This is a genomic window from Hymenobacter jejuensis (assembly GCF_006337165.1).
GTDB lineage: Bacteria > Bacteroidota > Bacteroidia > Cytophagales > Hymenobacteraceae > Hymenobacter > Hymenobacter jejuensis.
This window is the reverse complement of record NZ_CP040896.1, coordinates 4,196,126-4,219,866: the sequence shown is the minus strand read 5'-3', so window position 1 is coordinate 4,219,866 and position 23,741 is coordinate 4,196,126. Positions and strand designations below refer to the sequence as shown.

The window sequence follows — 23,741 nt, the reverse complement described above, 5'->3', positions numbered from 1 at the left end:
CATTATTTGGCCGCCGTGGGCTTGCCTTCCTGAGGCGCAGCCGCAGGCTGGTTGGGGTCGCCGACACGGACTGCGGCCCCTTCGCGCAAGTTCTGGATGCCCTCGCTGACGATGGTTTCGTTTTCCTTAAGCCCCTGACGCACTACTACTTTGTCCTTCACACGCGTGCCGAGCGCTACTTTGCGCTGGGCTACTTTGCTGCTGTCGCCGAGCACGTACACGAAGTACTCGCCCATTTGCTCGGTTACGGCCTTAAACGGGATGGTAAGTTGGTTGCCCGTATCGGAGTTGAGCACGCGCAGCGTACAGTTCATACCAGCTTTGAGCATGCGGTCGGGGTTTGGAAACTGAATCCGGACGCGCAGCGTGCCGGTTTGCGGGTCCACGGCCCGGTCGATGGTCACGATTTTGCCGGCTTGCTTATATTCTTGATTACCAGCCAGAACCAGCGTAAACAACGAGTCGCGGTGAATGCCGGCGTTTTGTTGCAGCTTGGCAAAGCGCGGAATATCCTGCTCAGCAATACTCACATCGACCGCAATCGGGCTCTCCGACGAGATGGTGTTTATCAGCGTAGTGCCCTGACTCACCAAGCCACCCAAGCGCACCTGCGTAATGCCGATGGTGCCGCTGAGTGGGGCCGTGAGCACAGAATGGCGCAGGTCGAGGGCTACGCTGCTCACGGCGGCGCGGGCCGCCGCTATCTGCGAGGCGGCGTTGGCGGCGTTGGCGTTGGCCACGTCCACTTGTTGCAGGGCAATGGCATCTTGCTGCGCCAGGCGGTTGTAGCGCTGGGCATCTTTGGCCACGCGGGCGTAGTTAGTTTGGGCTACCTGTAGCTGCGCCTGGGCCTGGTTGTAGGCCGCCGCATAGCGAGTACGGTCGATGGCGTAAAGCTTCTGCCCTTTGGTAACGCGCTGACCGTCTTTTACATAAATATCTGTCAGATAACCATTTACCTCAGCCCGTATTTCCACTTCGTTCAGCGGAACCACCGTGCCGGGATACGTATCGAGTGCCACTATAGGCTCTTCGTCTACTTTGTACACGGCTACCGAAACGGGCGGCGGCGGGGCATTCTTTTTGGCCTCTTCTTCCTTCTTGTTGCCACACGAGGCAACGAGTACGGAGCTTATAAGTACGGGCAACAGCCGCGTGATATTCCGATTCATGAGAGCCGATCTTACGGATTGAAGGTGATGTCGCCGAGGGCGCGCTGCACATCCAGCTTGCTGGAGAGCACGTTGAACATGGCGTTGTAATAATTGAGCTGGGCCGTACGCAGGTCGGTTTCGGCGATGATCACGTCCAGAAACGTGCGAATTCCCTCGCGGTATTGCAGGTTAAGAATGCGGTACACTTCCTTGGCATCCTGCAGGTTTTGCTGCAGCACGTTCAGCTCATTGAAAGCGCCTTTGTAGGTAGCCAGCGCTTGCTGGTATTCGGTATTGATCTGGTTTTTAGTATCATACAAATCCAGGTCGAGCCGGTCTTGCTGGAGCTGCGCGATCTTCAGGTTTTGCAGGCGCCGGGTGCCAGTAAAAATGGGCACGGCCAGTTGCAAGCCCGTTTGCGAGTTCGGAAACGCCCGGCTGTAGAGGTCCGAGAAGTTATTGTTCTGGTAAACCCGGTTGTAGTTGATGTAGGCGTTGAGCGAGGGCAAAAAACCGTAGCGGTAATAGTCGATGTTGATGCGCTGCAGGTTTTGCTGCGTCTGGAGCTGCTGCACCTCAATGCGCTTTTCGTAGGCCAGCTGGGTAGTCGTGTCGAGCAGGACTTCGCGCGCCATCTGGAGCGTGTCGTAGGTCAGGGCCAGCTTGTTTTCCGGCGACAAGCCCATTAACTGCTTGAGGGAAGCATACTTACCAGTAAGCGATTCGGCCGTAGTGCGACGCTGGGCGTAGGCGTTTTTCAACGAAATCGAGGCCCGCAGAAAGTCGGTTTTGTCGACGATGCCCACGTCGTATTGGGCCTGCGCATCCTTCACCTGCCGCTCCTGCCGCTGAATGTCTTCGAGCAAAATCCGCAGCTGCTCCTGCGTGAGCAGAATGTCGTAGAAGGCCTTGCTCACGCTGGTCACCACGTCGATTTTGAAGGCCGTGGTGTTTTGGCTGGTGCGCAGCCGAATAAAGCGCGCCGAGCGGGCGGCCAGCAGCACGTCGTTGTTGAACAGCAGCTGGTTGCCGGTCAGGCCCAGCGTGGACGTGTTTTTCAGGCCGACGCGCACCAGCTGCGGGCCGGCGGCCGGGTCCTGAAAGTTGGGCAGCACCGACGTCGGCAGCAGCAGGTTATGGCCGTAAGTGGCCGTGCCCTGAATCTGGGGCAACCACTCGGAAAGCCCGATCCGGATGTTGCGCTCCCCTATCTCCTGATCGATAAGTGATTGGCGGATAACGGGTTGGTTGCGCAACGCAAATTCTACGCATTCTTGCAAGGTCGCTTGCGGCGGTAAGGTACCAGCCGGTTTCACCTGCGCCCTGGCCGGGCCCGACATGATAAAAATCAGTCCCAGCCACAGCAGCAGAACCTGTTTGGTGTATTTCATTACAAAGTGTTTGAACCGAATGCATCCCCCGAGCCCGTTGCCAGTGGTACCCCTGTCGGCGTACAACGAGGGCTTTCTACGTTGGCGAAGCTGGAGCAGTTAGCTAGTATTGTTAACTGTATATAAATTCTTGATTATCAATTAGTTATAAAACAAGCTAAAAAGCTATGCTCGGCGCTGCAATGGTCGGGCATGTGGGAAAAGCGCCAGACCCATCAAATTGTTCTGGGATTTTTTCAACTGCATGGTGATGGGCGCCGCCAAATGCTTGTTGATCAACTTGGAACGCCGGTTTCTGCGCCGGAAAAAAAGTACTGCCTTGCCGCGCCGCCAGCCCCATTTGGCTCCCCTCTTCGTGGTCAAACAGCAGGCCGGGGCAACTTCAAAAGCGGCGCGGCAGGCGGTACCAAGCACCAGAGACACCGGATGCGACAGCTCCGTTGCATCCGGACGGCGGGCCTCATCGGCGCGGCGATCCGCCGAATGCACCGTACCTTTAAAGGATAGTTTACCGCTCGCTTTATGCCCTCTACCCTCTCCACGCCGCCCCTTTCGCCTTCGCTGGAAGCCACCGCTACATTGCCTTTTCTTACCCAAACGGCCCGCGATCTGGTCGCGCGGTTTCCCGGCTCCGAACTCTCGGACTTGGTAGTAGTAGTGCCGACGCGCCGGGCGGTGGTCTACCTCAAAAACGAGCTGTCGCTGGCCGCTGATGCAGGTTCGGCGCTGTGGTCGCCGCGGGTGGCGGCCATGGAAGACTACATGGTGGAATTGGCCGGTGTTCAGGTAGAAGAACCCATTGCGCTGCAACTCTTGCTGTTCGACATCCTGCGCGGCGTCGACAAAAACCTTGATTTTGACCAGTTTGTGGGTTGGTCGGGGCTGTTGCTGCAAGACTTTTCCAACCTCGACCAAAACCTGGCGTCACCCGCCAAGGTGTTCGACTACCTGACCCAGGCCAAAGCCCTGGAACGCTGGGACTTGACCTTGGAACCTAATGAGGCCAGCACCACGGCCCAGTATTTCCGCTTCTGGGACGACCTGGAGAAAGTGTACTGGCGCCTGCGCAAGCGCATGGAACAAGACCGGCTGGCCTATCCGGGCTTAGCCTATCGCTTGGCAGTCAATAGAATGCAGAACCGCTTGGAAAACGGCGACGCAGTGGCGAAGCATATTTTCCTGGGCTTGGGCTCGTTGTCGCGGGCCGAGGAAAAGCTCATTCGCTTGCTGCTGAAAGAAGGCCGCGCCGAGGTGCGCTTCGATGGCGACGCGTTTTACATGGACAACGACTCGCCTAACCGCGCCGGCCAGCACTTGCGCCGCTACCGCAAGCAGTGGGATTTGCCCAACGAAAACTTCGGCGGCCCGGCCGATTTGTTGCGTTCGTTGCCGCGCGAAGTGCAGTTTGTGGGCGTGGCCAATGCCTCCATGCAGGGCAAAGTGGCCGGGCAGTTGCTGGCCGAATCGCGCCGACAGAACCCCAAGGCCAAAGTAGCCGTGGTGCTGCCCGACGAAACGCTGCTCTTGCCCGTGCTCCACGGCCTGCCGCCCGATGCTGTGCCGGAGTACAACGTGACGATGGGTTTGAGCTTTCAGAGCACGCCGCTGTTCAACCTGGTCGATCTGCTGTTTGAAGTACACCTGACCGGCATTCGGGAAGGGTCGCCGGAAACCGGCTACGGCGTGCCGCGCTATCATCATTTGGCGGTCACGAAGCTGCTGCAACACCCATTTTTGCGTCGTTACCAGCAATGGCTTGACAAACAAGCGGATACCCCACAATACCAAGGCCTGCTGGAATACGTCTGCAACCAGATTGTGAAGCGCAACGCCGTGTTGCTGCCCGCCAGCGAGCTGCTGGAAATTGGCAAGCAGCACCCGCTGATACAGGCGCTCTTTGCTACCTGGGACAACTGCGACGACATCATCGCGGCCTGCTACACGCTTATTGATTTGCTCAAAAAGGCCTATCAGGATCAGCATTCGGCTATTGAGGCCGAGTACTTGTTCTTGTTTTTCACGCTGGTCAAGCGGCTCGATTCGGTGTTCGACTGCCGGGAGCAACGGCTGTCGGTGCGCTCGTTTCGGCGGTTTCTGTACGAGCAGATGGCCCGCACGCGCCTGCCCTTTTCCGGCGAGCCCATCGCCGACGTACAAGTGATGGGGTTGCTGGAAACCCGCGCCCTGGACTTCGACCACATCATCATTCTGAGCTGCAACGAAAACGTGCTGCCCGCGCCCAAGCGCCACAGTTCGCTTTTCCCCTACGACGTGCTCACGCAGTTTAAAATGCCGACTTACGCCGATCACGAAGCGGCTACCGCGCACCAGTTCTGGCGGTTGTTGCAGCGCGCCCGCAAGATCGATCTGCTGCACGTATTGCCCGGCGCCGAGGGCACGCGCACCGGCGAGCGCAGTCGGTTTTTGCTCCAAATTGAGAACGACTTGCTGCCTCAAAACCCCAGCATGGTGCTGCGCGACTTGGTGGCCAGCGTGGAAGACGACGCACCTGACTCGGCCGGGCACCGCGAATACGGCGGCGATCTGGTGCTGGAAAAGGACGCCGAAATGCTGGCGGGTTTGCGCGGGGTATTGGAGCGTGGCCTTTCTCCTTCGGCACTTAACCAGTTCATTACCTGCTCGTTACAATTCTACTTCGCACGACTGGCCAAGTTTCAGGAAGCCGAAGAAGTCGAAGAGCGCCTAGGCGCGGATGGTTTCGGCACGGTGGTGCACGAGGCGCTGGAAAACCTGATGCGCCCCTATCTACAGGATAAACAGGCCATTACGGCAGCCGATATTCCGGGCTTGCTCAAGCTGGTGCCCGCCGAAGTAGAGCGGGCCATGCGCAAGGAGGAAAAAGATCGCCACGCTCGCCCCGACGAAGGCCTGAATCACGTGCTGGGGCAAGTTGCGGCCCAACTCGTGCGGCGTTACCTCGAAAGCCTGCTTGAGCAACCCGGCGCCTTGCCGCTCCGCGTAGCTGCGCTGGAAGAAATTCTCGAAACGTTCGTGCCTGTGACGTTGGCCGATGGCGAAGCGCTGATGGTGCGCGTGTACGGCTTCACCGACCGCCTCGACGAGCTGCCCGACGGCCGCTTGCGCGTGGTGGACTACAAAACGGGCATGGTGCAGGCCTACGACCTGAAGCTGCAAAAGCGCGGCGAAGATGCCGCGGCGGCCACCGAGCGCTTGGTCACGGAGGCGACCACTACCGCCGACAAAGTCCGGCAGCTCTGGCTCTATCGCTTCATGCTGGAGCGCGAAAACCGGCCTGCCGCCAACGCAGCCATCATTTCGCTGCGCAACCTTAGCGCCGGCCCGATGACGGCCGACATGGAGTTCCTGACCCAGGATGGGCAGTCGTTTGTAGAAAAAGGCGAAGCCCTGCTCGCGCGGTTTGTGCAGACCATCTTAGATCCGGCGGAGCCAATCCGGAAAACGGATGATCTGGAACGGTGCGTATTTTGCCCGTACCGGGGCATTTGCGCGCGGTAGCTTTTCGGCCTCCCTGTCCGAATTTGCCCTATTTTGCAATCCCAAACTGCTATCTCTCACCCCAGGCTGTGCTGAAAGGCACTACCTCAACTACTACCCCATGGACGAATTCATGCAAGCCGCCATCGACGAGGCGCGTCAGGGCCGCCGGGAAGGCGGCATCCCGATTGGCTCCGTGCTCATCCGCGACGGCAAAATCGTGGCCCGCGGCCACAACAAGCGCGTTCAGGAAGACAATCCCATCAAGCACGGCGAAATGGATTGCCTGTTCAACGCCGGGCGGCAGCGCACCTACCGCGACACCGTCATCTATACCACCCTGATGCCTTGCTACATGTGCGCGGGCACCATTGTGCAGTTCAAGATTCCGAAGGTGGTGGTAGGTGAGTCGCGGACGTTTGGCGAGTCGCGGGAGTTTCTGGAAAGCCACGGCGTGGAAGTAGTCGATCTCAACCTCGACGAATGCGTGGAAATGATGCAGGAGTTTATCGAAGCCGAGCCTACCCTTTGGAATGAAGATATCATGGAGTTGTAAGCTTGCCTTATGAAACTCACAAAACGGGAGCGGCTGCGTAGCCGCTCCCGTTTTGTTTATAGCCAGCCGGGTTCACGGATCTATTTATACAACCTATTGATAATCAATACATTATATAAATAAAATATTTAAACCTCTCTATTTGCTAACCCCTTCCAAAACGCTAAAGGGCGACATCGTAGGTACGATGCGGGCCAACTCGAAGCCGGCCTTATCAAACAGCACGCGGTATTCGGCTTCCGTGCGCTCGCAGCCCGGCAACAGCAGAAGCATCTGTAAATCAAGGAATTTGGCGGGCGAGGGCATATTGCCTTCCGGCACTACCATTTCCACCACCAGCACTTTGCCGCCCTTGTTCATGGCCCGGCGGCAATTTTGGAGGATGGTCACGCACTGTTCGTCGTTCCAGTCGTGGATGATGTGCTTCATGATGTAGGCATCGCCACCGGTCGGCACCGACTCGAAAAAATCGCCGCCTTCAATCGTGCAGCGCTCCCGCACGCCGTGCGCAGCCAACAGCTTTTCGGCATCGGCGGCAATGACGGGCCGATCGTAGAGCACACCCTGCACGTTGGGATACCGCGCCAAAATGGACGCCAGCAAAAAGCCGTGGCCGCCGCCCACGTCTACTAGCTTGGAGATGCCCGAAAAGTCGTACCCGTTCACGACCGCAACGCTGGCAAAAGCGCTGTTGCTGGTCATGGCGTCGTTGAATACTTGGCCGGCTTTTTCGTGGCTCCAGAAATACTCAAACGACGTCATGCCGTGCACTTTGTCGAACGCCGGCTTACCCGTTTTCACGCTGTAGGGCATCTCGGCCCACGTCTGAAACTGCCAGTCAGTCGTGATCATAATGGCGAAAGCCCGCAGGCTTCCCGGCACATCGCTTTGCAAAGGCTCGGCCATGGGCGTCAAGGAAAATCGCTTTTCGACATCTTCCGCATACACGCCAATGCTGGCACAAGCCCGCAACACCCTGTACAACGAGCGCGCATGAACGCCGGTAAGCTGCGCCAACTCTTCGGCTGTTTTGGGGCCGGCTTTTAACAAATCCGCAATGCCCAGCTCGGCTGAAACACTTATGGCACGCGACGCGGCAAAGCCGAACAGCCTTTGCATCAATTGGTCCGGGGGCGCAAGATCTTGTGCCATAAGCGGTTATGTTTTAAGGTGATTCGGGTAGGCGTGAGTAGTCAGCATCAGGTTACGCGCAAGGACGCCGCGCACCATGCCGAAATTCAAATTGAGGAAGGGTGAAACAACTGGCACCCGTTGCTGCGGACCTGCCCCAGCGACTCGTCGAGGGAGGCACAGGCCAGCGCGCTGCCGCTTTTTTTCTGGCAGAACGGGCACGCGTGCATGTCGCCGTCGGTATCGACGTATAGGAAACGATCGGCGGCCCCGCTGCACCCCAGCCGGCGCTGGTGGTAGCCGTAATAAGTAACCATGGGCCAATCGTGGTACGCCGGATCGAAATTTAGCTGCTCGTAAAACTCGTCGAGCAGGGCTGTTTGGGCGCCGCTCAGGGCTACGTCCTGAGCGGCGTAATGCCCCACGGCGCGCGGCTCCAGCAGCTGAATAAACGCCACGCCCAACTGGCGAGCTAACTGCGCGTATTTCAGCAAGTTATCTTCGGTCGTAAACTCTCGCGTCACGCACACCGCCAGGTTGACGACCAGCCCTACTTCCTGCGCGAACGTCGCGGCCTGCATGGCATTTTCAAAGGCTTTCTCCGAGCCGCGGAAGGTATTGTGCCGCTCGGGCAAATAGTGATCGAGGCTAATGGAAACACCCGTGAGGCCGGCCTGCTTGAGCTTGCGGGCGTTCTCAAACGTGAAATTGAAGCCCGACGTGATCACCCAGAAATCAGTGCCGGGCTGGGCCGCCGCAATCACCGGCACTAGGTCGTGAATGCGTAGCATGGGCTCGCCGCCGCTGAAAAAAATCTGGGTGACGTTTTTCTGCTGGAAGGTGGCCACCAATGCGTGCAGGTCGGCGAGCGTGAGCTTTTCCTTTTGGTTAAGGGCCTCCCACTCAAAGCAATGCTCGCAAGCCAGGGGGCACTTTTTGGTAATGGCTAGAAACACCATGTTCAGAGTGGCTGCCGGGGCGGGGCGAAACGGCACGATGCGGTTGATGGCCGTAGCTACGTAGGACGTGTACGCCGCCGAGGGCCAGCCCGGACTGTGGTAGCCGCGATAATACCGGCCATCGACGCAGGCCATTTTCTGCGGCACAAATTCGCCAAAGTATTGCCGCCGAAGCACTTGAAGTTGTTTCAACGCCTGCCGGGCCTTAGCTGGGCTGCGCAGAAAGCGCACCAACAGACCAGCTTCGACCAGCGCAAAAAGGCCGCCGAGCAACCGCTTTTTCAGCCGCGAAGTCAGTATGGTCGGCCGCAACGTGGGCACGGAGTACGGGCAGGCGGCCACCGGGGCCTTGGGCAGAGCGGCATCCAGCACCGGGAGCGCGAAAAGTGTGGGGGCTTCCATAGAGGGCGTTAGCGTTGCATCGCGGTGAGGTGAAGCTGTTGGGCCATTTCGTGGTATTTCTCCTTCGAAAATTCTACGAAGCGCCCCGGCTTGCGGAAGGCGTACAGCTCGGGCAGGTTGGGCAGTCCTTCGTACCGACGAATGTGCTCGTAGTAGCCGCGGGTGTGCAGGAAGGCAGTTCGGCGGGTCTGGGCGGCCGGGGCTGCACGTTTGGTTTGGTAGGCAAGCGTGACTTCCATGCCGGGCTGCAACTGTTGCAAGTACCGGCCGTCGGTGGCGGCTAGGTTGTCGCGCTGGTTGATGCCTTTTTCGTCAATGGCACGCTGGGGCAGGCATTTTTCCAGTGTAATCGGCTGATCAGGGCTGCTGTCCAGGGCGGCGTAGTCCAGCTCCCAAAACATAAAGCCCGCCTCCAGCTTCACGCGCACCTGCGAGGAAGTCACGTTCGCTAAATCAATGGGTATCAGCAGGTCACGCGCGGCCAATGGTCCGACCGTGGGAATGTGCTCCACCAATTGCCAGCCCTGCTTTGTTTCGACGTACACCTTCAGCGGCAAACCTTGGTCGAGCATCCAACGATTGATTTCCGCGGCCGGGAGCTGTTTCTCTTTGAGCGCCCAGGCGGTGTAATACGAGCCGAATTTCTTGGCAAATTCGCCGTAGAGATAATCCAGCCACAGCGAGTTTTGCGCCCGCAACACCAGCTTGGCCGTGCTTGCCTGCGCGGGTTTGTCAAAGGTCAGCGTCAGGCTGTTGGGGGCGGCGTTGGCCGGCTCTTCGTTGAACAGAAACGCATTTCGGTCGGGTGCCCGCAGTTGGGGCGAGCAGTCAAGCCCCGCAGCCGATACGGCGCTAACGGCCGCCTGCGGACGGCTGATGGTGTGCGCCCCACCGCGCTGATCCAGCAGTACGTTCGTGTTGGCGGGGTGCTCAACTACCAAAAGCTCAGCCAGATTGGTAAACTGGCGCTCCTGTAGTTCGTTGCTCAGCTTTAGCCGATATTGTTGTCCTACCGCCTGAATACCAGGCACCGGCATATAGTCGTCGCGCTCCAAGGGAGCGAAAATGGCGCCGCCATAAGCTTCGCCTACGAAGTGGTACTGGCTGCCATCGTAGGCATACACAAACGGGCACGAGCTTTTGGTGAGTGCCACGATGATGCCCACGAGCACAAACACGCCCGCCGCAATACCCAAGCCCCCGAGCAGGTACGAAGCCGTGGTTTTGCCCGTGTCGCTTTCCACCAGATCAATGCGCTGAATGGCGGCTACCGGAATGCGAATCTGGGAGCCCTCGCCCTCTTGGTATTCCGAGATGTAGACGTGTACCAAGTTCAGAACCACCTTTTTGTCTTTGAGCAAGTAGCGCGGAGAAGTACCTTGCGCTCCGGTCTGGTCGTACTTGGTAAGCGGCTCGTAGAGCTCGGTTTTGGTGCCTTCGAGCATCTCGCCGTTGAGGCGCGGATTGGCCAGCTGCCAGATAAGACTGCCCTGGTGCACCAAAAACACTTTAGAAGCCGCCAGCGTGGTCAGCACAGGTGCGCTTACTTCCTGGCTGCGGGTGCGGTAAAAGTTGTGGCAGCTCAGGTGCAGCGGCAGCATGGCTAGCAGCGTAAACCAAGAAAAAAGCCGGGCTACCGGGCGCCGACGCAGTACGGAAAGCAGCCGTGCCCGCAGGCAAGCCGAAAGGAGCGCATGGTTCATGGAGTGCCGTTGCTGAGGTTAGAATTGATAGCCCAAGTTGAGATTGCCCGAAACCCTGAACCAGCGATTAGTATCTAATTGACTTATAATGAACGTGTTACCATTTCGGTCAATTTTCTTGGTTTGCCACCCTACGCCGCCGTCGGCGGTGAAGACCAGGCGCTCGTTTATCTGATACCACACCCCGGCATTGGCCAGGACAGCCCAATGCTGCCCCACACGATTTTGCATTTGGGGCGGCTGGCCGCCGGTGTAGTCGTAGCGCCCGACGTACAGATAGCGGAAGCGCCCCCATTGCACGGCAGGCCCCACGAAATAGCGAAAACGCTCGGCGGGGCTGAGGTAAAAGTTCACTTCGAGGCCGGTGCTGAAGACTTTGTTGTGCTGATAATAGGCCGAGCTGAAGTCGTAGCCCGGCCCACGGTGATTGATGCCCACGGTAACTGGCACTTTGATGCCCAGCCGGTTGGCGCGCAACAGCCGTTCGTAGGCCAGAGTCAGGTTGGTAAAAATTAGGTCGGCGGGCCGGACGGAAACGATGTTCTGTCCCAAGTTCACGGTTTCGACCGGCAACGTGCTGGCCGCAGGCGTGTGCTGCTCAAAGGTGCGCTTCACGCCATTCTGATACAGAATGTACTGCACGTATTCTGTGCTGAGCACCACGGTAGGGCCGTCGCGCTCGGCCCACTTTTTATAGAAAATCTGGGTGCCTTTTACGTCCAGCACCTGCGCTTCAAGGCTTGTACCGTTGGAGCGCACGATCAGATCCTGGGCCTGACAGGGATGTAACCAGCTTAAACACAACATTATACATGCACTCACCACCGCGGGCAGCATGCTGCGTCGGGAGATGCTGCTTTGAAGCGACAAGGTATTTCGCATAAGTTTTCCGTCGAAAAGCGCTGACACTCAATTCAATAAAGAGGTTTTTACATACTATCTTATTATTAACTATTTGATTACTAAGGACTTGCATTTTTTACGTCAAACAGGAGCGACATCACGGACGGCGTCGGCCAGGCCGCAGCTCTCCATGAAACCGTTGGTGAAAACTTCGCGGGTGGGTGCATCCAGAAGCACGCGCCGCGCCTGCAACCAGCTGTCCACGGCGGCGTTGCCGTACATGCGCCGTAAGCGGGGCGCGGTCAGGTTGAAGTTGAGCTTGCCCCAATGCAGCGTGTAAGAGATGCCCAGGATTTCGAGCCGGTTCCAGATGCGCTCGAAGAAGTCGCGCGTCAGCTTGGCCTCGATGCCATCCAGCTCGAGCACGCACGTGATCGGAAAGCGCGTAAAGCCCAACGTCGCAGCCGTTCCTTTCACGTAGCGCAGGCCCAGAATACCCGGAAAAGGCGTTTTGGAGTTCAGATCCACGATTTCTTCCAGCACGCGCGGACTATCGGCAGCGGCAATGCCAATAGCGGCGCTGGCGGCTTTGCCCCGAATATTGGTGTTGCTAAACGTTTCGCTCATGGTGCCCGCCACGCCGTTGGTGTCGTCGAGGGCCAGCGGGTAGAGCTTATTGACCATGGCCGGCACCAGTAGCGGCGCCACCGCGCCCAGTTTGTCGAGCACCGTCTGGATGATGCCCATCGTGTCGTCGCCGTAAGTAAAACCCGGTTTGGGGGGCGGCCGATGCGGGTAAATAGGCCGGTAAGGCGTATGGTATAGAATGCGCACGTAAGCGCCACGGGTCGGGTTGCCCATGTTGGCGTCGAACTGGTGCGGGTTGACGATGAGCTGAAAGTGCCAGGGTTTCTGCGTATCGGTGGGCGTAGGCAGGCCCAGCACGTTTTTCAGGCCGCTGAAGTCGAGCCGCGTCATGGCTTGTTTCAGGCCTACGTTGTAGGGCACCCGCTTGGAGCTGTAGTCTTCGAGCAGAAACTTGTCCGACACTTCCAGCAGCAGCCCGTGAATAAAGCCAAAGCTGCCAAAGCTGATGATGGCCGCGTTAAACAAGGCGTCGCTGCGGTGCACTTCCGTCACACCGAGCCACTCCGTGAAAGCGTCGGAGGCCACCGGGTACGACTCTCGTTCGAGCCAGACGTGACGATCGGGGCCGCACACCAAATGCAGGCCCACCACGGTATCGTGCACGGCGCCTACCTCGAAGCCCGCGCCGTGCGTGCCCGTGGAGGTGGCCCCGGCAATGGTCTGCCCGTTGCTAGCTCCGGAGGCGCGCAGCGATTTGCCGCGTTTTTCCAGGTCACGCTCCAGGCTGATGACGTTGTTGCCGCACTCCGTAAACCACAGATTATCAACCTTTCCACCGGCCTGAATATACTTCGGCGCCACCATCGATTCGGCCACCCCAAACGACTGGTGCAGCGCAGCCGTGTCCACAATGCCGCCGTTGGTGACGGCCACTTTCGCAAACGACCAGTTACTGCCCATGGCCCGCAGCCGCACCTTGTGGGTGATGCCGTAGGTGATGAGCCACTGGAAGTTAGCCGTCGTTTGGTGGTAGCTCTCCTGCCCGACGGGCATGCCCGTCGGGATACGCAGCTTGAAGCAAGCCGAGGAAATGACGGGTTGCTCAAAATTCTGGTGCCGATTGGGGAGCAAAGTCATCGGCGCCGCGAAAATTCCGTTGGGAAGTGCCATGAGCCAAGCGGTGGAAATTAGGGCGTTTTGGGAGGCGGCGGTGGCGAGCCGATGACGCCGGGCTCCGGGTGAAACGGCGCGCAGCACCACGACATGCGCTGTTTTACTACAATGCCCAGCGTAACCGTGGCCAGCAGGTAGTAGCCAAACGTGGTTTTCACCGTCACGCTGTTGAGGTGGTTGAACCGGTCATCGCAGGGCGGCTTGAAATCGGTGGGCTGCCGCAGGCCCCAGAAATAGGCCGTGCGCACGGTATCTGTGCGCGTAGTGGCGGCCGGCGAGTCGCAATCGTCTTGGATGGTGGTGATGCGGTTGGTAATGCAGCCCGCATTCAGCCCAACCACCAGCAGCAACAGTGCAGGTTTTACTTTACAGAATACAACTGTTTCATTACCAAATACTTGCATATCCTTATCAAAAAGCATTCTTCTGCTGACACGATCCTCGGAGGTTACAATTCGACGCACCAGCGAAGGTGCCGCGTTGCCCGATCCGGCGCCTGGGGTACTTGTTTGATCACCACGCCGCCCCATAGCGGAGGCATTGTGGCGAGTCGTCGAAATCTTCTTTAGATGCAACTAAGTGCGGGCAGCGGTGCTAGGAAGCCCATTTGAGAAAATGCCGCTTTCCGAATGCGAACGCGTATTTCTGTGTCAGTCTATCGCGGGATGCTTTTACCGGCACAGCGTCAGGTATAGAATAAATATATAGTTTCCCTATATAATAATCAAGCGCTCCGAATTATAATAGTATAAATTTTTATTTGATTATTTCAAAATAACCACAAGGAAACGATAGTCATTTGGTGCTTTTCGCTGTTGTGTTTTTCTCCAAGGCCGCAAGCCGCTGTCCCTACCCCTACTGATTTCTTCGCCTAAATAAGCATGAGCAAACCTTTGAAAGTGATTGGCCGCTTGCTAGCTAGCATCGTTGCGCTGCTACTGGTTGCGGGTGTGGCCTTCGCCAACCTGAGCCCGGAGCTGGGCGGCAAACCCACCAAAGTCCAGCGGGCCGCCTACGCCAAATCCGGCCATTACCGCGACGGCGAATTTCAGAATTTGGTCCCCACCACCCTCATGACGGGCGGCAGCACGTTCTCGGCGCTTTGGCGTTTCTTGTTCAAGAAGGAGCCCAACACCAACCCCGCCAAGCCACTGCCAATGCAACGGCTTGACCCACTTACTATTACCAAAAAGACACTTGATTTGGTGCGCGTTACGTGGTTTGGTCACTCCGCCAGTCTGGTAGAAATAGAGGGGCAGAACATCCTGCTTGACCCCATGCTGAGCGTAAAAATGGGGCCGCTGCCGTGGGTCACGCCCAAGCGCTACAACCCGGAGCTGGCTATTACGGCCGAGCAGCTTCCGCGCATTGACGCAGTGCTGATTTCGCACGATCACTACGACCACCTCGACTACCAGACCATCCGTCGGATCAAGGATAAAGTCGGCCATTTCTACGTGCCATTGGGCGTAGGCGCGCATTTGCTGGCTTGGGGCGTGGAGCCGGCGCGCGTAACGGAAATGGACTGGCGCGACTCGGTGAAGCTGCCCAACCTAACCATCGTGAGCATGCCGGCCCGCCATTTTTCGGGGCGCGGCCTGACCAACCGCAACTCCACTTCCTGGAGCTCTTGGGTGATCAAATCGGCCACGAAACGCATATTTTACAGCGGCGACGGCGGCTACGGGCCGCATTTTCAAGCCATCGGCGCCCAATACGGCCCCTTCGACCTGGCCCTGCTGGAATGCGGACAATACGACGCCCAGTGGAGCCAGATTCATATGCTGCCCGAGCAAACGGTGCAGGCAGCGCTTGATGTGCGAGCGCGGGTGTTTATGCCGGTTCATTGGGGCGCCTTCACCGAAGCCCATCATGCCTGGAACGACCCCGTCCGGCGGGCAACGGCCGAGGCCACGCGCCTGCGCCAGCCCATTACTACCCCGGAGCTCGGCCAGCCCGTCACGCTCGGAGCCGGGCCGCTGCCGCAGGCCACCTGGTGGCAGTAATGCCCCAAATATTTCATGTAGTCTACATACTCAAGCGCTATACATGCGTTTGAAAACGTCAATCCGTAGAAACCGCTTCATTTGCATAAGCGCAAACGCAGTTCCGCTTACTTCTCTCCCACTTTATTCATTAGTCTTATGAACAAACGTGATTTTTTGCAGAAAGGCCTGTTGCTGGCTATCAGTGGCTTAGTAAGCCCGGCGCTGCTGGCTCATGCTCGCGACGAGCGGTTCTTGGCCGAAGCGCGGGCCACGCCCATGGCCGACGGCCCCTTTACGTTGCCGCCGCTGCCCTACGCGTTCAATGCTCTGGAACCGCACATCGACGCGCGCACCATGGAAATCCACCACGACGCGCACCACAAGACGTACGTTTCGAAGCTTAACGAAGCCGTAGCGGGCAAACCGCAGGAAAAAATGCCGCTGGCCGACCTGCTCGCTTCGGCCAGCAAGCAGCCGGATGCAATCCGCAACAACGCGGGCGGCCACTGGAATCACTCGTTGTTTTGGCAACTGCTGGCGGCCAAAGGAGGCGGACAGCCCACCGGCACCTTGGCAACGGATCTGACCAGCACTTTCGGCTCGTTTGAGAAGTTTCAGGATGAATTTTCGAAGGCCGGCGTCGGTCGGTTCGGGTCGGGTTGGGCGTGGCTGAGCGTCGATAAGCAAGGCAAGCTGTTCATCTCTTCGACTCCCAACCAAGACAATCCGCTGATGGATATCGCAGGCATTCAGCACGGTACGCCCATCCTGGGCCTCGACGTGTGGGAACACGCCTACTACCTCAAATACCAGAACAAGCGCCCCGACTATGTGAAGGCTTTCTGGAACGTCGTCAACTGGTCGGAAGTAGGCAAACGCTACGAAGCTGCTAAAAAAGGCTAGACGGACTAATGTCATAACTATTTTATAATCAAATAGTTATGACATAGACCATTACCACAAGCCCCAGCGGGGCGGCACCTCAATTCTATACGAGTTGGGGTGCCGCCCCGCTGGGGCTTGTAGCTTTTTGGCTATTCTATCTTGCTGATTGACAATGCTTTTCAACAAACGTCAGCAAGGCCGTTTTGAACAGCTCAATTTCTTCGTCTGTGTTGTAAGGGGCGAGGCCCAACCGAATCCAGCCGCCCATCGCGTTGACGTGCATTTTCTCAGCTAAGGTAGAAGCGTAGAAATGACCATCGGCGATACACATGTTGTAAGTATCTGCAAACCAAGCCGCTGCCTCGCGCGAGTTCACCTGATCCAGCGTGAAAGCCAGTGTGGGCGTTTTGCGCGTGCCGGCCGGGGCGCGGTACAGGCGCACCTGCGGAATACCTAGCAGAAACTCTTCCAGCTGCTGCGCTTGCTCCTGTTCGCGTTCTTCAACGGCCTGCATGGCGCTGCGCAGGCGCTCCTTGCGGGTGGCACCTTGCCCCAAGGTTTGAATAAAATCTATGGCCCCGATCAGGCCGGCGATGGCTTCGTGGTTTTGGGTGCCGGTTTCGAGCTTATCGGGGATGTTGGTGGGGGCCGGAGCCAGCTTATAGACCGGCAGGTTCTCGAATAACGCGGCCGAGACCACCGCGATGCCCACATGCGGCCCGAAAAACTTGTAGGCCGAGCAAAACAGCACATCGGCGCCCAAGACTCGAAAGTCGATCGGGAAGTGCGGCACGGCGTGCACGGCATCCAGCACCACCATGGCGTTGACGGCTTTTGCCCGCCGAATTACCTGCTCCACGGGCGTCACGGTGCCCGTTACGTTCGACGACATACTGACGGCCACGAGCTTGGTTTTCGCCGTAATCAATTCATCTAACTGGCTTATTTCCAGCGTGTACGTATCCGCGTTTACGGGCAGAAACTTAACCACCGCGCCGCGATCCCTAGCTAGCGTCACCCACGGATCGACGTTGGCTCGGTGGTCAAGTTCAGTGACGATGATCTCATCCCCGGCCTGAATACAGGAGCCCAAACTGCGCGCAATGGCAAAGGCCAACGAAGTCATGTTTTGCCCAAAAGCCACTTCTTCGGGCTGGCAATTCAGCAGATCGGCGATGGCGCGCCGGCCTTCCAGAAGCACTTCGTCGGTGGCGCGGCTGGTCGCAAACGTGCCGTGCAGGTTGGCCATGCCGCCCCGGATGTAGCCCACCATCGCCTCGATGGCCGGCTGAGCCATTTGGGTGCCGCCGGGGCCATCGAAGAAGATAAAAGGCTTATGCTCAAGGCGCTGCTGCAACGCAGGAAAGGCGGCCCGGACGGCGTCAATTGGGAAAGAAGACATGCAAAAAGTGGTTATACCAAAGCGGATGCGAAAGGCTTACAACTGAGCCGAGCGGAAGGGCTCAATCGTCACTTTCTCCCACACTTTTTGCAGCAGGTAGGGCTCGTCCTGCTTCCAAGCTTCCAGCCCATCGGCCGACTCGAATTGCATAAGCATCATAGAACCAATCATTTGACCTTCGGGGCTGAGAATGGCGCCACCTACCACCAACGTGCCGTCGGCTTTGAGTTTGCTAGCGCGGGTCAGATGCTCGGTTCGGGCGGCCATGCGGCGTTCGAGCGCTTTGTCGTCGGTATAATCGTAGGCCGTAATCAGGTACTGGTTCATGCGGAAGAAGAAAGAAGGAAATTTGGCCCATAAGGTATGCAGTGTCTCGAACTTGCCCTACTTTCCCCGAAATGTTCTTTGGCCATCTGCTTGTGGGTGCGTTAGGTAGCACGTTGCCCACAGCCGGCCGAATGGCTTTTTGCCGGCGCGTGATACTTTTACGTTGACAGGCAAAAGTGGCTATAAACTCCATTTTCATAAGTAATTCACAACCAAATACTTATAAACACAGGGTTTAAACGCTCACTGCCGCCCACACCCGCCGCCCAGTCTTCTTACCTTCCTGAAATGATGCGACTCCTTTTTGCTTTGCTGCTGGTTCTGCCCGGTTTCGGCGCCCAAGCGCAGGCATTCCAACCCGACGAAATCGCCCGCTGGCAGCAGCAGGCCAAGCAAGTAAACATCGTGCGCGACAACTGGGGCGTGCCGCACATCTACGGCAAAACCGACGCCGACGCAGTGTTTGGGCTGCTATATGCGCAGTGCGAAGACGATTTTGCCCGCGTCGAGGACAACTACCTCACCAACATCGGTCGCTTGGCCGAAGTGCAGGGCGAGGCCGCCCTGTACAGCGATCTGCGCGCCCGCCTTTTTCTCGATAGCACGCAGGCCATCAGCATTTACAAAAAAAGCCCGGTCTGGATGAAGCAGCTGCTCAACGCCTTCGCCGACGGCACCAACTACTACCTCTACACGCACCCTACCGTGAAGCCCAAGCTGCTTCGGCGCTTCCAGCCCTGGATGCCGCTCATGTTCAGCGAAGGCAGCATCGGCGGCAACATCAGCGTGGTGCCGCTGGAGCGAGTGAAAGCCTTTTACGGCCAACGGAAATCGACGTCGTGGGTGCGGCCCGATTTTGAGAAGCAAGACCGCGAACCGGTGGGCTCCAACGGGTTTGCCATTGCCCCCGCCAAAAGCGCTAGTGGCCACGCCCTGCTGTTAATCAACCCGCATACGTCGTTCTATTTCCGGCCCGAAGTGCAGGTAACGAGCGAAAACGGCCTCAACGCCTACGGCGCCGTTACCTGGGGGCAATTCTTTGTCTACCAGGGCTTTAACCAAAATTGTGGCTGGATGCACACCTCCAGCTACTCCGACTCGATGGACGAGTACTTGGAAACCATCGAGCAGAAAGACGGCAAGTACTATTACAAGTATGGCAAGAAGCTGCGGCCCGTGCAGGTGCAGAAAATCTCGCTGCCGTATAAGCAAGGCAACCAACTGGTACGCAAGGAGTTCACTACGTACCGCACGCATCATGGCCCGGTGGTGGGCCAGGAATCTGACACTAAATGGGTGACGGTGCGCATGATGGACACGCCGCTGGAAGCCCTGGAGCAATCGTACCTGCGCACCAAAGCCACCGATTACGCCAGCTTCAAAGAGGTGATGAGGCTCAACGGCAACGCGTCCAACAACACCGTTTTTGCCGACAGCAAGGGCAACATTGCCTATTGGCACGGCAACTTCATCCCCAAGCGCGACCCTAAATTTGACTGGAGCCGCCCTGTCGATGGCAGCAACCCTAAAACCGAATGGCAGGGGTTGCACAAAGTTGAGGAGTTGGTGCAGGTGCACAACCCGGCCAGCGGCTGGATTCAGAACTGCAACTCGACGCCCTTCACTGTGTCTGGCCCCAGCAGCCCGCAGAAGGAGCGCTTCCCGGCCTACATGGCGCCCGACGCGGAAAACTACCGCGGCATCAACGCCGTGCGGGTGCTGAGTCGCAAAAAACTATTTACGCTCGACACCCTGATTGCGGCGGCCAAAGATCCGTATCTGGCTGGGTTTGAAGAGATGATTCCGGCTTTGGTGATGGCCTATAACTCCACGCCTGGCGTGGCGACTACGCAATCGCAAGAGGTGAAAGAAGCCGTTGAGGTGTTGCGCGCCTGGGACCGGTGCTATAGCAAAACCTCCGTGGCCCAGACCCTTGCAATTTATTGGGGCGAGCGCATTCAGCGGCTGGCGCGCAGCCGCGTGCCGGCCGATCAACCCTTTGATTACCTGACGTTTACAGCGTTCACCATTCAGCATACCACGCCCCAGGAAAAACTCACGGCGCTGGCCGAAACCCTTGAAGAACTCACGCGGGACTTCGGTACTTGGAAAACGGCGTGGGGCGAAGTCAATCGCTTTCAGCGCCTTACCGGCAACATCGACGAAGTGTACGACGACCAGAAGCCGAGCATTCCGGTGGCGTTTACGTCGTCGAAATGGGGCTCCTTAGCGGCGTTCGGGGCGCAGACGTATCCGGGCACCAAGAAGCGGTACGGCAACATTGGCAACAGTTTCATTGCCGTCGTCGAATTTGGACCGCGCCTCAAAGCGCGCTCGGTACTCACCGGCGGCGAAAGCAGCGATCCTAGCTCGCCTCACTTCACCGACCAAGCCGCGCTGTATTGTGAAGAGAACTTCAAAGACGTGCTGTTTTACCCCGAAGACGTTCGCCAGCACGCCGAAAAAACTTATCACCCTGGCGAGTAAGTACTGGGGGTAAAAGGAAACGGCCCTACATATAAGTTATTGATTGACAATAATTTATATGTAGGGCCGTTTTTCAATTAGGTGATGCTAATCTGATATTCTTCGCTCGGAAAACTCATGCTTTGGTTGATGGCTCTGCGCTGCTTGCTCATCATGAGCAGGTACGAAACGCCGGAAATAAAGAACCCGACAAACCAGGCGTAGCTGTAAAGCGATACCAGCCAGGGCCAGACTGCTTCTTTAGGCACGGCGCCCACGGTGGTCAGGAAGCCCGGTATATTGGGCAGAATGCCAATCACCAACGCCAGCAACGCACTGGTATTGAACCCGTTGCGATAGGCGTAGCGACCCGTATACTGGTAAAGCTCCTGAACGTGGAGTTGCTGCTTCCGGATGAAGTAATAGTCCGCGATCATGATGCCGCCAATCGGGCCTAGCAACCCCGAATAGCCCACCAGCCAGGTAAAAATGTACCCCGAGGGATCGGCAATGAGCTTCCACGGGAAAATCAGGACGCCGATGACGCCGGTGATGTAGCCTCCGACTTTGAAGCTGATTCGCGCGGGCGAAAGGTTCGCAAAATCATTGGCGGGGCTTACGATGTTGGCGGCAATGTTGGTGGCCAGGGTCGAGAGCGCCACGGCAATCATGGCGAGGCTCACCAGCAGCTTGCTGTCGAAGCGGCCAGCCAGCACGACCGGATCCCAGATGGTTTTGCCGTAGATAATGAAGGTAGCGGAGGTTACGACCACGCCTACAAAGGCGAACAGCGTCATGGGCAGCGGCAGGCCCAAGGCTTGGCCCACTACCTGCGCGCGTTGACTTTTGGCGTAGCGCGTAAAGTCCGGAATATTAAGCGATAGCGTAGCCCAAAAGCCAACCATGCCGGTCAGCGACGGGAAGAAGAACGTCCAGAACTCGGCTGACGATTTGAACTTTGACGGCTGCGCCAGAATGGGCCCCAAGCCGTGCCCCGCGCTTATGGCCCACAGTAGCAAGGCCAGAGCGGCAAAAGGCAGGAAGAACGCCTTGAAAACCAGCAGCTTTTTGATGCTGTCGACACCCAAGTACACCACGTACATATTGAGTAGCCAAAACAGCAAAAACATGACCGCCGGCCCGGTTTCCAACGACCAGGAAGCCGGAAAAACAGCCGGCAGGCTGTCCAAAGCCGGAACCCAAAGCCGGGCCATCTGGTAGAGCGCGTAACCGCCAATCCAGGTCTGGATGCCAAACCACCCGCAGGCAATGATGGCGCGCAACATGGCCGGCACGTTGGCGCCGCGCACGCCAAAACTAGCCCTTGCAAACACCGGAAACGGAATGCCGTACGTGGCGCCCGCTCGCCCGTTTAGGATCATAGGGGCCAGTACAATGCTGTTACCCAGGAAGATAGTCAGGATCGCCTGCCACCAGTTCATGCCTCCTTCGATCAGGGAACTGGCCAACATGTACGTCGGGATGCACAAGCTCATGCTGATCCAGAGCGCGGCGTAATTCCAGGTATCCCAGGTGCGTTTGGGGAGGGAAACCGGGGCGAGGTCCTCGCTTATCAGGCCCGTGTTCGGCTGGCTGGCTGCTACTTCCTGTGTCGTTTCCATACGGGAGCAGTTATGAAGATGAACCTAGGCTACAACTCTTTGATTTATTGATGTTTACACAATACACTAAACGTGATTACAATCTAGCAAAACAATTTTCAGGTCGTCATGCTTCGCTGCGCTCTGCATGACGCTTTAGCTCTATTATATATTCTTGATAACCAAATAATTATCGAATCTAAGACTCGTTCACTACATCGGTAGCCGGGGCGGGGTTGCCTAACTGGCGGGCCTTTCCGGGCAATGTCTTGTGCTTTTCTTTGCCGAGCGCCGCCGTGGGTTCGGGCACCCAATGGTGCAGGCCCCCGGCGCGGTCGTCGTTGAAAGTCGTCGGGATGGTTTCAGCCTCGGTGCGCTCTTTCCAGGTCAGGTGCTCGGTGCCGCTGTCGGTGCGCTCCATCGTGATGCAGTTTTCCACGGGGCACACCAGCGAGCAAAGGTTGCAGCCCACGCAGTTTTCCTCGATGATTTCGGGCACGCGGGTGCCTTCGCGCAGGGCAATGGCTTGGTGCGCGCCGTCTTCGCAGGCCGTGTAGCACAGCTGACAACCGATGCACTTGTCTTCGTGAATATTGGCCGTCACCTTGTACTTCAGGTTCAGCTCTTCCCAATGCAGCACGTTGGGCAGCGCCTTCCCGACCATGTCGTAGATGGTGTGAAAGCCCTTCTCCGTCATGTATTGCTCCAAGCCGGCGGTCATTTCGCGGATGATGCCGAACCCGAAGTGCATGGCCGCCGTGCACACTTGTACTGAACTGGCACCCAGCAAGATGTGCTCCACAGCGTCGCGCCAATTTTCGATGCCTCCGATGCCCGAAATCGGCAGGCGCACCTCCGGGTCTTGGGCGCAGTTCTTAATCATATTCAGGGCGATGGGTTTTACGGCGGGGCCGCAGTAGCCGCCGTTTGTGCCTTTCCCATCCACGATTGGGTAAGGCGCAAACTTATCCAGATCGACGCCCACAATGCTCTGAATGGTGTTGATGAGCGAAATAGCGTCCGCACCACCTAGACGCGCGGCCCGAGCCGGCTCGGTAATGTCGGAGATGTTAGGCGTCAGCTTCACAATCACCGGAATCTGGGCTACTTCCATTACCCATTCCACAATGGTTCGGAGTACCTCGGGCTCCTGCCCCACTGCCGACCCCATGCCCCGCTCGCACATGCCGTGCGGACAGCCAAAGTTCAGCTCAATGCCGTCGGAGCCAGCATTGGTGACGTCGCGCACAATCTGATGCCATTCTGCGCGGCTCTGCACCATCAGGGAAGCAATGACGGCGTGGTTGGGGAAGTATTTTTTCACTTCCTCAATCTCGCGCAGGTTGTCGGCCAAGGGGCGGTCTGAAATCAGCTCAATGTTGTTGAAGCCAATCATGCGCTTGTCGCGATAATTGACGCTGCCGTAACGGCTCGACACGTTCACGACCGGCACGCCCAACGTCTTCCACACTGCCCCGCCCCACCCGGCGTCAAAGGCTTTCATCACTTGATAGCCCGAGTTGGTGGGTGGCGCCGAGGCCAGCCAGAAGGGATTCGGCGACTTGATTCCAGCAAAATTTATGGATAGGTCCGGCATATGAGTATCGTAATTACAATCAGAAAACTAGCTCCCCTCCTTGTTGAAAGGAGGGGTTGAGGGTGGTTCCGCTAGCGTTAGAAAACTAGAGCTAGTTG

At 57.6% G+C, this 23,741-nt stretch carries 18 protein-coding genes; 5 read left to right on the top strand and 13 right to left on the bottom strand.

What is annotated here, in order from left to right; genetic code table 11:
• Positions 1–2: 2 nt before the first annotated feature.
• The 3 genes from FHG12_RS17320 to FHG12_RS17310 all read right to left on the bottom strand — a co-directional run bounded on the left by FHG12_RS17320 (position 3) and on the right by FHG12_RS17310 (position 3,034).
• Positions 3–1,172: an efflux RND transporter periplasmic adaptor subunit gene (locus tag FHG12_RS17320; protein WP_139516920.1), complete on the bottom strand. Its 1,170-nt coding sequence runs from the start codon at positions 1,170–1,172 to the stop codon at positions 3–5.
• An 11-nt stretch (positions 1,173–1,183) separates the two neighbouring features.
• Entirely contained in the window at positions 1,184–2,545 is a 1,362-nt protein-coding gene (locus FHG12_RS17315) for a TolC family protein (protein WP_139516919.1), read from the bottom strand.
• 165 nt (positions 2,546–2,710) lie between these two features.
• Positions 2,711–3,034, bottom strand: a complete 324-nt coding sequence (locus FHG12_RS17310; RefSeq protein WP_139516918.1) for a hypothetical protein — start codon at positions 3,032–3,034, stop codon at positions 2,711–2,713.
• 33 nt (positions 3,035–3,067) lie between these two features.
• On the opposite strand from FHG12_RS17310, the gene FHG12_RS17305 reads away from it, so the two are divergent.
• Both FHG12_RS17305 and FHG12_RS17300 read left to right on the top strand, forming a co-directional pair.
• Entirely contained in the window at positions 3,068–6,043 is a 2,976-nt protein-coding gene (locus tag FHG12_RS17305; protein ID WP_139516917.1) for a PD-(D/E)XK nuclease family protein, read from the top strand.
• 100 nt (positions 6,044–6,143) lie between these two features.
• Complete coding sequence (locus tag FHG12_RS17300) at positions 6,144–6,578, top strand: nucleoside deaminase (RefSeq protein WP_139516916.1); 435 nt, start codon at positions 6,144–6,146, stop codon at positions 6,576–6,578.
• 138 nt (positions 6,579–6,716) lie between these two features.
• On the opposite strand, the gene FHG12_RS17295 is transcribed toward FHG12_RS17300, so the two are convergent.
• The 6 genes from FHG12_RS17295 to FHG12_RS17270 all read right to left on the bottom strand — a co-directional run bounded on the left by FHG12_RS17295 (position 6,717) and on the right by FHG12_RS17270 (position 13,781).
• Positions 6,717–7,730 carry a methyltransferase gene (locus tag FHG12_RS17295; protein WP_139516915.1) on the bottom strand — a complete coding sequence of 338 codons (1,014 nt, stop codon included), beginning with the start codon at positions 7,728–7,730 and terminating at the stop codon, positions 6,717–6,719.
• 86 nt (positions 7,731–7,816) lie between these two features.
• Positions 7,817–9,070: a radical SAM protein gene (locus FHG12_RS17290; RefSeq protein WP_139516914.1), complete on the bottom strand. Its 1,254-nt coding sequence runs from the start codon at positions 9,068–9,070 to the stop codon at positions 7,817–7,819.
• An 8-nt stretch (positions 9,071–9,078) separates the two neighbouring features.
• Entirely contained in the window at positions 9,079–10,773 is a 1,695-nt protein-coding gene (locus FHG12_RS17285; protein WP_139516913.1) for a hypothetical protein, read from the bottom strand.
• Positions 10,774–10,791: 18 nt separating this feature from the next.
• Complete coding sequence (locus FHG12_RS17280; protein ID WP_139516912.1) at positions 10,792–11,532, bottom strand: hypothetical protein; 741 nt, start codon at positions 11,530–11,532, stop codon at positions 10,792–10,794.
• 225 nt (positions 11,533–11,757) lie between these two features.
• Positions 11,758–13,374 (bottom strand): FAD-binding protein, encoded by a 1,617-nt coding sequence (locus FHG12_RS17275; protein ID WP_139516911.1) that lies wholly within the window; start codon positions 13,372–13,374, stop codon positions 11,758–11,760.
• Between the two features lie 17 nt (positions 13,375–13,391).
• Positions 13,392–13,781, bottom strand: coding sequence for a hypothetical protein (locus FHG12_RS17270; RefSeq protein WP_139516910.1), 390 nt, complete (start codon positions 13,779–13,781; stop codon positions 13,392–13,394).
• Between the two features lie 477 nt (positions 13,782–14,258).
• Between FHG12_RS17270 and FHG12_RS17265 the strand changes: the two genes are divergently transcribed.
• Positions 14,259–15,383 carry an MBL fold metallo-hydrolase gene (locus FHG12_RS17265; protein WP_139516909.1) on the top strand — a complete coding sequence of 375 codons (1,125 nt, stop codon included), beginning with the start codon at positions 14,259–14,261 and terminating at the stop codon, positions 15,381–15,383.
• A gap of 258 nt (positions 15,384–15,641) precedes the next feature.
• Entirely contained in the window at positions 15,642–16,268 is a 627-nt protein-coding gene (locus FHG12_RS17260; RefSeq protein ID WP_230471383.1) for a superoxide dismutase, read from the top strand.
• A 136-nt stretch (positions 16,269–16,404) separates the two neighbouring features.
• On the opposite strand, the gene FHG12_RS17255 is transcribed toward FHG12_RS17260, so the two are convergent.
• Both FHG12_RS17255 and FHG12_RS17250 read right to left on the bottom strand, forming a co-directional pair.
• A complete protein-coding gene (locus tag FHG12_RS17255; RefSeq protein ID WP_139516907.1) occupies positions 16,405–17,652 on the bottom strand; it encodes a cysteine desulfurase-like protein in 1,248 nt (415 codons plus the stop codon).
• A 36-nt stretch (positions 17,653–17,688) separates the two neighbouring features.
• Positions 17,689–17,979, bottom strand: coding sequence for a YciI family protein (locus FHG12_RS17250; RefSeq protein ID WP_139516906.1), 291 nt, complete (start codon positions 17,977–17,979; stop codon positions 17,689–17,691).
• Between the two features lie 288 nt (positions 17,980–18,267).
• Here FHG12_RS17250 and FHG12_RS17245 point away from each other — a divergent pair, with 288 nt between their 5' ends.
• The gene (locus FHG12_RS17245) at positions 18,268–20,466 is read left to right on the top strand and encodes a penicillin acylase family protein (RefSeq protein ID WP_139516905.1); all 2,199 of its coding nucleotides are present in this window, start codon (positions 18,268–18,270) and stop codon (positions 20,464–20,466) included.
• 77 nt (positions 20,467–20,543) lie between these two features.
• Here FHG12_RS17245 and FHG12_RS17240 read toward each other — a convergent pair whose 3' ends face one another.
• On the bottom strand, positions 20,544–22,067 hold the full coding sequence (locus FHG12_RS17240; RefSeq protein WP_139516904.1) for an NCS1 family nucleobase:cation symporter-1: 1,524 nt from the start codon (positions 22,065–22,067) through the stop codon (positions 20,544–20,546).
• Between the two features lie 178 nt (positions 22,068–22,245).
• Entirely contained in the window at positions 22,246–23,643 is a 1,398-nt protein-coding gene (gene preA / locus FHG12_RS17235) for an NAD-dependent dihydropyrimidine dehydrogenase subunit PreA (protein WP_139516903.1), read from the bottom strand.
• Positions 23,644–23,741 lie beyond the last annotated feature (98 nt).

Bases quoted from the DNA above. Each gene is read 5' to 3' on its own strand.
- FHG12_RS17320 (WP_139516920.1), bottom strand. From the start codon at position 1,172: ATGAATCGGAATATCACGCGGCTGTTGCCCGTACTTATAAGCTCCGTA.
- FHG12_RS17315 (WP_139516919.1), bottom strand. From the start codon at position 2,545: ATGAAATACACCAAACAGGTTCTGCTGCTGTGGCTGGGACTGATTTTT.
- FHG12_RS17305 (WP_139516917.1), top strand. From the start codon at position 3,068: ATGCCCTCTACCCTCTCCACGCCGCCCCTTTCGCCTTCGCTGGAAGCC.
- FHG12_RS17300 (WP_139516916.1), top strand. From the start codon at position 6,144: ATGGACGAATTCATGCAAGCCGCCATCGACGAGGCGCGTCAGGGCCGC.
- FHG12_RS17295 (WP_139516915.1), bottom strand. From the start codon at position 7,730: ATGGCACAAGATCTTGCGCCCCCGGACCAATTGATGCAAAGGCTGTTC.
- FHG12_RS17290 (WP_139516914.1), bottom strand. From the start codon at position 9,070: ATGGAAGCCCCCACACTTTTCGCGCTCCCGGTGCTGGATGCCGCTCTG.
- FHG12_RS17285 (WP_139516913.1), bottom strand. From the start codon at position 10,773: ATGAACCATGCGCTCCTTTCGGCTTGCCTGCGGGCACGGCTGCTTTCC.
- FHG12_RS17275 (WP_139516911.1), bottom strand. From the start codon at position 13,374: ATGGCACTTCCCAACGGAATTTTCGCGGCGCCGATGACTTTGCTCCCC.
- FHG12_RS17270 (WP_139516910.1), bottom strand. From the start codon at position 13,781: ATGCAAGTATTTGGTAATGAAACAGTTGTATTCTGTAAAGTAAAACCT.
- FHG12_RS17265 (WP_139516909.1), top strand. From the start codon at position 14,259: ATGAGCAAACCTTTGAAAGTGATTGGCCGCTTGCTAGCTAGCATCGTT.
- FHG12_RS17260 (WP_230471383.1), top strand. From the start codon at position 15,642: ATGGCCGACGGCCCCTTTACGTTGCCGCCGCTGCCCTACGCGTTCAAT.
- FHG12_RS17255 (WP_139516907.1), bottom strand. From the start codon at position 17,652: ATGTCTTCTTTCCCAATTGACGCCGTCCGGGCCGCCTTTCCTGCGTTG.
- FHG12_RS17250 (WP_139516906.1), bottom strand. From the start codon at position 17,979: ATGAACCAGTACCTGATTACGGCCTACGATTATACCGACGACAAAGCG.
- FHG12_RS17245 (WP_139516905.1), top strand. From the start codon at position 18,268: ATGATGCGACTCCTTTTTGCTTTGCTGCTGGTTCTGCCCGGTTTCGGC.
- FHG12_RS17240 (WP_139516904.1), bottom strand. From the start codon at position 22,067: ATGGAAACGACACAGGAAGTAGCAGCCAGCCAGCCGAACACGGGCCTG.
- preA (WP_139516903.1), bottom strand. From the start codon at position 23,643: ATGCCGGACCTATCCATAAATTTTGCTGGAATCAAGTCGCCGAATCCC.